We start from the raw sequence: 6,083 nt of genomic DNA, 5'->3' as shown, positions 1-6,083 counted from the left end.
GCCGACAACCACCCCATCACCGACTAAAACCCCACCCTCTTGGCGCCGCGGCCGGCCACCACCCGCCGCGGCGCCACACCACACCCACCAGCACCACCAACACCTGGGCGCTGAGCTGCCTACGGATCGGCCCATGGCGCCGGTGTGTCCGAAAGGGACATATGGCGTGATCGAGCCGGCGGGCGAGAAGAGTTGCCGAAATCGGCCGGTCCTGCCGTCGCTTGTCTGCTGTTGGGTCAGCGCCCCCGGCCGTCGTCGCGGTAGAAGACCAGGTCGGCTTCGGGTAGCGCGCTGCTTGCTCCCGGGCCTTCGGGATGCCGCGCAGTTCGATGCGCAGCGGTCCCAGCCGTCGCAGGCGGACCAGGTCCGTGACCGGCTCGGTCGTCGTGAGAACCAGCGGCGTGCTCACCGTACGGGTCCCGAAGGTGGACGCCGCCAAGCCCAACAAGATCAAGATCACCGGTGGCTGACCGATGACCCGAATCCTGGTGGTGCTCTCCGGCAGCGACCACTGGACGCTCAAGGACGGTACCCGGCACCCCACCGGTTACTGGGCCGAGGATTTCGTCGTGCCGCACAACGGGTTCCGCGCCCAGGGTGTCGAGGTGGTCGTCGCCACCCCGGGCGGGGTGGCGACGACGGTGGACCGGAGGAGCCTGGACCCGGAGATGGCGGGCGGCGAGAGGAAAGCCACCGCGTTCCGCGACTACCTCGACGCGATCGCCACCGAACTGGCCCAGCCCATGGTGCTGCAGCACGCGATCGGGCACGTCGCCGACTACGACGCCATCTACATCCCCGGCGGGCACGGGCCGATGGAGGATCTGGCCGGCTTCCAGCCGCTCGGCGAGCTCCTCGTCCAGTTCTTCGACACGGGCCGCGTCGTCACGGCGGTCTGCCACGGTCCGGCGGCACTGCTCTCGGCCAACCGGCGCGACGGCGACTGGCTGTTCGAGGGCAGGCGAATGACGGGGTACACCAACGAGGAGGAGCGCTTGGTCGGCCTCGCCGACCGCGCGCCGTGGCTGCTGGAGGACCGGCTGCGGGAGCGGGGCGCGGACTTCAAGACGGGCGCGCCGTGGGAGCCGCACGTCGTGGTGGACGCCAACCTGCTCACCGGCCAGAACCCGGCGTCGTCCCAGGCGGCCGCCGACTGGACGCTGCGTGAATTGCGCGTACACAACGCACTGTGAGACAGCGCCCAGTTCCGAACGGGTTTGCCAAACGAGTGGTGTTCCTCGGGTGAGGGGAACTGCTTGCGTCCGGCCGCCAGGCGGCCGTCGAAGGCGATCTCGAACGCGTTCAACGCGGGTTTCCAGCGCATGGTCCAGCGTTCGCGTCCGGTGCCGGTCGGGTCCAGGCTCATGATCGCCATGTAGACGCACTTGAGCGCGGCTCAGGTTCAGGTGATGGGGCTGGAGCCGTTGCACGATGTCGCTGGTCGGCGGGGATTGCCGACAGCAATCCGGCACGGCCTCGACAAGCACAGTCATCGGCAGAGCGATGCCGGACTTCTCCGCTCACCACGACAACCCGAACGCGGCCAACGTGGGTAACCACCCCAGCACCCATGGTGACAACACCGGCGACGGCAACCTGCTGACCAGCAACGGAATCCCGAACCTCGCCCTGCCTGTTCCGAGTGCCTCCGGGTAGGGAAAACTCCACCCTCACGGTGAGGTCGTCTCCAGGACCGGTTGGGGTGCCACCCACATCGTGTGCGGCGCGACAGCCGGACAGACTTGGCCCAGATGACCGACTTTCAACCCCGCCCCAGGGACGGTGGCCGGTTGCGGCGCGTATCGGAGGGTTCCGGATGAACATCATCGGGATCGCGTTTGCCATGGCAGGCGCCGTGTTCGCCGCGCTGGCCGCGCACATGCAGCACCGGGCGGTGCACACGACGATGCGGGACGCCGACGATGGGCCGACGCTCCGACTTCGTTCGTTCAGCCGGTTGCTGTGCCAGTCCGGCTGGCTGCTCGGCCTGCTCGTGATGATCGTCGGCGGGACCCTGCACGCGGTGGCGCTCGGCCTCGCGCCGGTCATCGTGGTGCAGCCGGTCGGTGTGCTCGCGGTCGGTGCGACCGCGCTGTTCGCTGCCAGGGCCGGCGGGCCGAAGCTCACCGGACGCGGCTGGCTGGCGGTTGGTGCGATCGCGGCAGGTGTGGCCGGTTTCGTGGCGATCGCGGCGAACAACACCACACCGACCGAGGTGAGCGGTTCCGCCGGCCTCCAAGCCGGCAAACTCGTCGCCGCCGGCGTGGTCGGCATGACCCTGCTCGCCATGACTACGAAGGGCCGGGCGCGCGGCCTCGCGTTCGCCACCGCCGCGGCCACGGCCTACGGGCTGGTCTCGGTGCTGACCAGGGCGGTGCTACAACAGGCTCAGCACGGCGGTCCGCTCTCCACCCTGATCGTTTCCGCGATCGCCATCCTGCTCGCCCTCCTCCTCGGCGCCTGGCTGGTGCAGCAGGCCTATGCCAGCGCACCACCACACACGGTCATGGCATGCATCACCGTGGTGGACCCGATCGTCGCCGTGGCGATCGGGGTCGGGCTGCTCGGCGAAGCGAGCTCGATCAGCGGATGGGTCGCTGTGTCCGGGCTGCTCTGTGCACTCCTCGCCATCGGCGGCGTGCTGGCACTAGCCCGGTTCACCGACCATCACGGCGAGAACGTCCAGCCGCTCTCGGTCCCCGATTCGACCAAGCGACCAGCGCCGGAACCCGTTCGCGCGGGGTGAACCCAGGGTGAGCCCGGCCGGGGTCAGCCCGGGAAGTCGCCCACCCCGTGTTCCACCAGGTCGAACGCCCGGTCGATCACCGCGACCTGCTCCCGCCGGACGACGTCGGCGTCGTCGCCGGCCACGATCCGGCCCATGGCGTACGAAAACACCGTCGTGACCGCCGTGGTCAGCAACCCCGCCACCATCCGGGACCGGAACGCGTCCCCCGTCTCCGAGACGAACACCTCCGCGAACGCGTCCGCGATCTCCCGCTCCTGCTCGTACCACCGGGCCGTCAGCGCCGGGCTCGACGTCAGCACCCACCAGAACCCGGGGCCTCCGGCGATGGCCCCGGACAGCGGATGGCCGGCCGCGAGAAGCGAGTGCTGGTACGCGCGCAGGGCAGCGCACGCCGACACCCCTTCCGGCCGGTCGCGGACCACCGAAGTCAGCTCCGCCAGGCGATCCGCGTGCCGGTCCAGGAAGAGATCCTCCTTGCGCGGGAAGTAGTTGAACACCGTCATCTTCGACACGCCCGCCGCCTCGGCGATCTCCGCCACCGTCACCTCCTCGAAGCCGCGCTGGATGAACAGGCCCGAGGCCACGTTCGAAATCAGCTGGCGCGTGGCCCGCTTCTTCCGCTCGCGCAGTCCGTGATCCGCCATGAGCCGAGAGTATAGACCGGACACAAAGTTTGACTCGGTAAAAGTTTCCCGGCATCATCGGTGACATGAACTGGGATGTGGTGATCTCCGGGGGCGGACCGGTCGGATTGATGCTGGCCTGCGAACTCCGGCTCAAGAACGTGGACGTGCTCGTCGTCGAGCGGCTCGCCGAGCCGGATCAGACGATCAAGGCCGGGTCGGTCAACCTGACGACCGGCGAGGCTTTCTACCGCCGTGGCCTGCTGCCCGCGGTGGAAGCGGTGGTGCAGCAGAACTTCGCCAAGATCCAGGAGTTCCTGAAATCGCGGGGCGGGGGCGGGCCGAAGCCGGCGATCCCCGTCGGGCACTTCGCCGGGATCATGGTCGCCTCCCACGGCGTCCACTTCGACGATCCCGCTTTCCGGGACGTCGGGCCGGCGGCGAACGTCGTCGTCATCCAGCAGCAGGCCGTCGAGGCGATCCTCGCCGAACGCGCCGCCGAGCTGGGGGTCGAGGTCCGGCGAGGCGTCGAGGTGACCGGGTTCGACGCCGAGGACGACGGCGTGACAGTGCGGCTCAGCGACCAGACCGAGGTACGCGGCAGCTGGCTCGTCGGGGCCGACGGCGGTCGCAGCTTCGTCCGGAAGCACGCCGGGTTCGAGTTCCCCGGCACGGATCCCGCCGTCACCGGACGGCAGGCCCTCACCGAGATCACCGGGACCGAAACCCTGCCCGGCGGCTGGCAGCACGGCAACGGCGGGCTCTACGTCCACGGCCCGATGCCCGGCCGGATCCTCACCGTCGAGTTCGACGGGCCGCCCGCCGACCGCGACACCCCGGTCACCGCGCAGGAGCTGGAAGACAGCTTCCGGCGCGTCTCCGGCGCCGACGTCCGGATCACCGCGGTCCACAGCGCGACGCGCTTCACCGACAACGCGCGGCAGGCGACCACCTACCGCCAGGGCCGCGTGCTCCTGGCGGGCGACGCCGCGCACGTCCACTCCCCCTTCGGCGGGCAGGGACTCAACCTCGGCATCGGCGACGCCGTCAACCTCGGCTGGAAGCTCGCCGCGACCATCCACGGCTGGGCGCCCGACGGCCTCCTCGACACCTACACGACCGAACGCCACCCGATCGGCGAGTGGGTCCTCGAGTGGACGCGGGCGCAGGTCGCGCTGATGCGCAGCGACGTCCGGACCAAGGCGCTGCGCCAGGTCGTCACCGATCTGCTGCTCACCGACGACGGCGCGACGTACCTGGCCAAGAAGCTCTCCGGCGTCCTGCACCGGTACCCGATCGAGGGCGAGCACGACCTCACCGGCCGCGGCGCGCCCGACTTCGCCTTCGCCGACGGCACCCGGCTCGGCGAGCACCTCCAGGACGGCCGGGCGCTCCTGCTCGACCTCGCCGACAACGCCGGACTACGTGAGACGGCGAGCGGCTGGGCCGGCCGCGTCACCACGCTGACCGCCAAGTGCGACAGCGAGCCGTCACTCACCGGCGTGCTGATCCGGCCGGACGGGCACATCGCCTGGGCCGGTGACGACGGCGCGACGACCGGACTGGACGCCGCGCTGCGCCGGTGGTTCGGGGAACCCGCCTGACAAAGAGGGGCGCGCCGGGTTTCCGGCGCGCCCCTCTTCGGGTCAGTAAGCGACCGCGAAGGCGTGGCTCATCGCGTCGTTGTGTGTCGAGGTCGAGCCGGCCGCGTCCGGCAGGCCGCTCGCCGCCATCTGCACGGCGCCCGTCGACCCGCTCAGCCAGTCCGTCTTCACGTAGAAGTTGAACTTCGGCACGCAGCCGTTGCCCGTCGCCGCGGCGAAGTGCGTGTTGAGCGGGACCACCATGTGGTGGACGTCGCGGCGGACGACCGCCGTCACGCTCGCGGAAGAGTCCGTCTTGCAGAGCGTGCCGTCGGCCTTCCACTGGTTGACGTACAGCGTCACCCGCGCGGTCATGCTGTTCACCGGGCAGTCGTAGTTCGCCGGTTCCGGGTAGCAGGCCATGAGCTCCTGGTCGCCGAACACGCTGAGCCCGGTCACCGGCGCCGTCTCGAAGATCTCGGTCCCCGGCTCGCGCACCGTCTTGTCCGTGGAGTTCAGCGCGATGACGCGCCCGGTCGGCGTGTCGCCGTCGTCGGCCTGCGGCGGCGTACCGGCCGTCGTGTTCGCGACGCTGGTGTCCGCGAACTTCAGCTCGCCGCTCGCCAGCCGCACGGTCGAGGTGCCCAGGCCGAGGTTCGCGCTGCGCAGGTACGTCGTGCAGGTGACCGTGCCGGCCGCGCCGGGGTGCACGAGGAACCGGGTCGTGACGCCGATGTCCCGCAACGACGCCGGAGCGTCGGCGCTCGCGATCAGGACGTTCTGGCCGAGCACCTCGTTCTTCGTCCAGCCGCTCGTGCTCGAGCAGCGGACCTCGTTGTCGATCAGCGTCGTGTTCGACGCGTTGTTCGCCCGCAGCGTCGAGTAGACGTACGCGGTCTGGGTCGCGGTCATGGACAGCTGGACCGAGCCGAGCGCCGCGACGTACTGGGTCTCGTGCGGCGAGGTCACCGTGCGCGGGGTGAACGTCACCGACGTCGCCGCCTGCGCCGCCCCAGCGGTGCCGAGCAGCCCCGCGAACGTGGCCGCGCAGGCCACGGCGGCGAAGATCCTGCGTTTCATCGAAATCCCCTCGGAAGTTGTGGGTGCGGTCCGGCATGATCACCGGCC

General features: G+C 70.2%; 6 protein-coding genes and 1 pseudogene. 4 read left to right on the top strand and 3 right to left on the bottom strand.

Annotation, left to right across the window (positions count from 1 at the left end; translation table 11 throughout):
* Positions 1-473 precede the first annotated feature (473 nt).
* Positions 474-1,193: a type 1 glutamine amidotransferase domain-containing protein gene (locus ACZ7OU_RS29335; protein ID WP_470257616.1), complete on the top strand. Its 720-nt coding sequence runs from the start codon at positions 474-476 to the stop codon at positions 1,191-1,193.
* A gap of 77 nt (positions 1,194-1,270) precedes the next feature.
* Here the strand turns inward: ACZ7OU_RS29335 and ACZ7OU_RS29330 are convergent.
* A pseudogene (locus tag ACZ7OU_RS29330) lies at positions 1,271-1,396 on the bottom strand (IS256 family transposase); the annotation flags it as partial.
* A gap of 35 nt (positions 1,397-1,431) precedes the next feature.
* On the opposite strand from ACZ7OU_RS29330, the gene ACZ7OU_RS29325 reads away from it, so the two are divergent.
* Both ACZ7OU_RS29325 and ACZ7OU_RS29320 read left to right on the top strand, forming a co-directional pair.
* Entirely contained in the window at positions 1,432-1,656 is a 225-nt protein-coding gene (locus ACZ7OU_RS29325) for a hypothetical protein (protein ID WP_470257615.1), read from the top strand.
* Between the two features lie 160 nt (positions 1,657-1,816).
* Positions 1,817-2,746 (top strand): DMT family transporter, encoded by a 930-nt coding sequence (locus ACZ7OU_RS29320; protein ID WP_470257614.1) that lies wholly within the window; start codon positions 1,817-1,819, stop codon positions 2,744-2,746.
* 23 nt (positions 2,747-2,769) lie between these two features.
* On the opposite strand, the gene ACZ7OU_RS29315 is transcribed toward ACZ7OU_RS29320, so the two are convergent.
* A complete protein-coding gene (locus tag ACZ7OU_RS29315; protein ID WP_470257613.1) occupies positions 2,770-3,393 on the bottom strand; it encodes a TetR/AcrR family transcriptional regulator in 624 nt (207 codons plus the stop codon).
* Between the two features lie 65 nt (positions 3,394-3,458).
* Here ACZ7OU_RS29315 and ACZ7OU_RS29310 point away from each other — a divergent pair, with 65 nt between their 5' ends.
* The gene (locus ACZ7OU_RS29310; protein ID WP_470257612.1) at positions 3,459-4,976 is read left to right on the top strand and encodes an FAD-dependent monooxygenase; all 1,518 of its coding nucleotides are present in this window, start codon (positions 3,459-3,461) and stop codon (positions 4,974-4,976) included.
* A gap of 42 nt (positions 4,977-5,018) precedes the next feature.
* Here ACZ7OU_RS29310 and ACZ7OU_RS29305 read toward each other — a convergent pair whose 3' ends face one another.
* The gene (locus ACZ7OU_RS29305) at positions 5,019-6,035 is read right to left on the bottom strand and encodes a hypothetical protein (protein ID WP_470257611.1); all 1,017 of its coding nucleotides are present in this window, start codon (positions 6,033-6,035) and stop codon (positions 5,019-5,021) included.
* Between the last annotated feature and the right edge of the window lie 48 nt (positions 6,036-6,083).

The organism is Amycolatopsis sp. NPDC114505 (assembly GCF_055633615.1).
This window is presented reverse-complemented; position numbering and strand designations above follow the sequence as displayed.

Excerpts from the sequence above, each read along its gene's own strand:
- ACZ7OU_RS29335 (WP_470257616.1), top strand. The coding sequence starts at position 474 with ATGACCCGAATCCTGGTGGTGCTCTCCGGCAGCGACCACTGGACGCTC.
- ACZ7OU_RS29325 (WP_470257615.1), top strand. The coding sequence starts at position 1,432 with ATGTCGCTGGTCGGCGGGGATTGCCGACAGCAATCCGGCACGGCCTCG.
- ACZ7OU_RS29320 (WP_470257614.1), top strand. The coding sequence starts at position 1,817 with ATGAACATCATCGGGATCGCGTTTGCCATGGCAGGCGCCGTGTTCGCC.
- ACZ7OU_RS29315 (WP_470257613.1), bottom strand. The coding sequence starts at position 3,393 with ATGGCGGATCACGGACTGCGCGAGCGGAAGAAGCGGGCCACGCGCCAG.
- ACZ7OU_RS29310 (WP_470257612.1), top strand. The coding sequence starts at position 3,459 with ATGAACTGGGATGTGGTGATCTCCGGGGGCGGACCGGTCGGATTGATG.
- ACZ7OU_RS29305 (WP_470257611.1), bottom strand. The coding sequence starts at position 6,035 with ATGAAACGCAGGATCTTCGCCGCCGTGGCCTGCGCGGCCACGTTCGCG.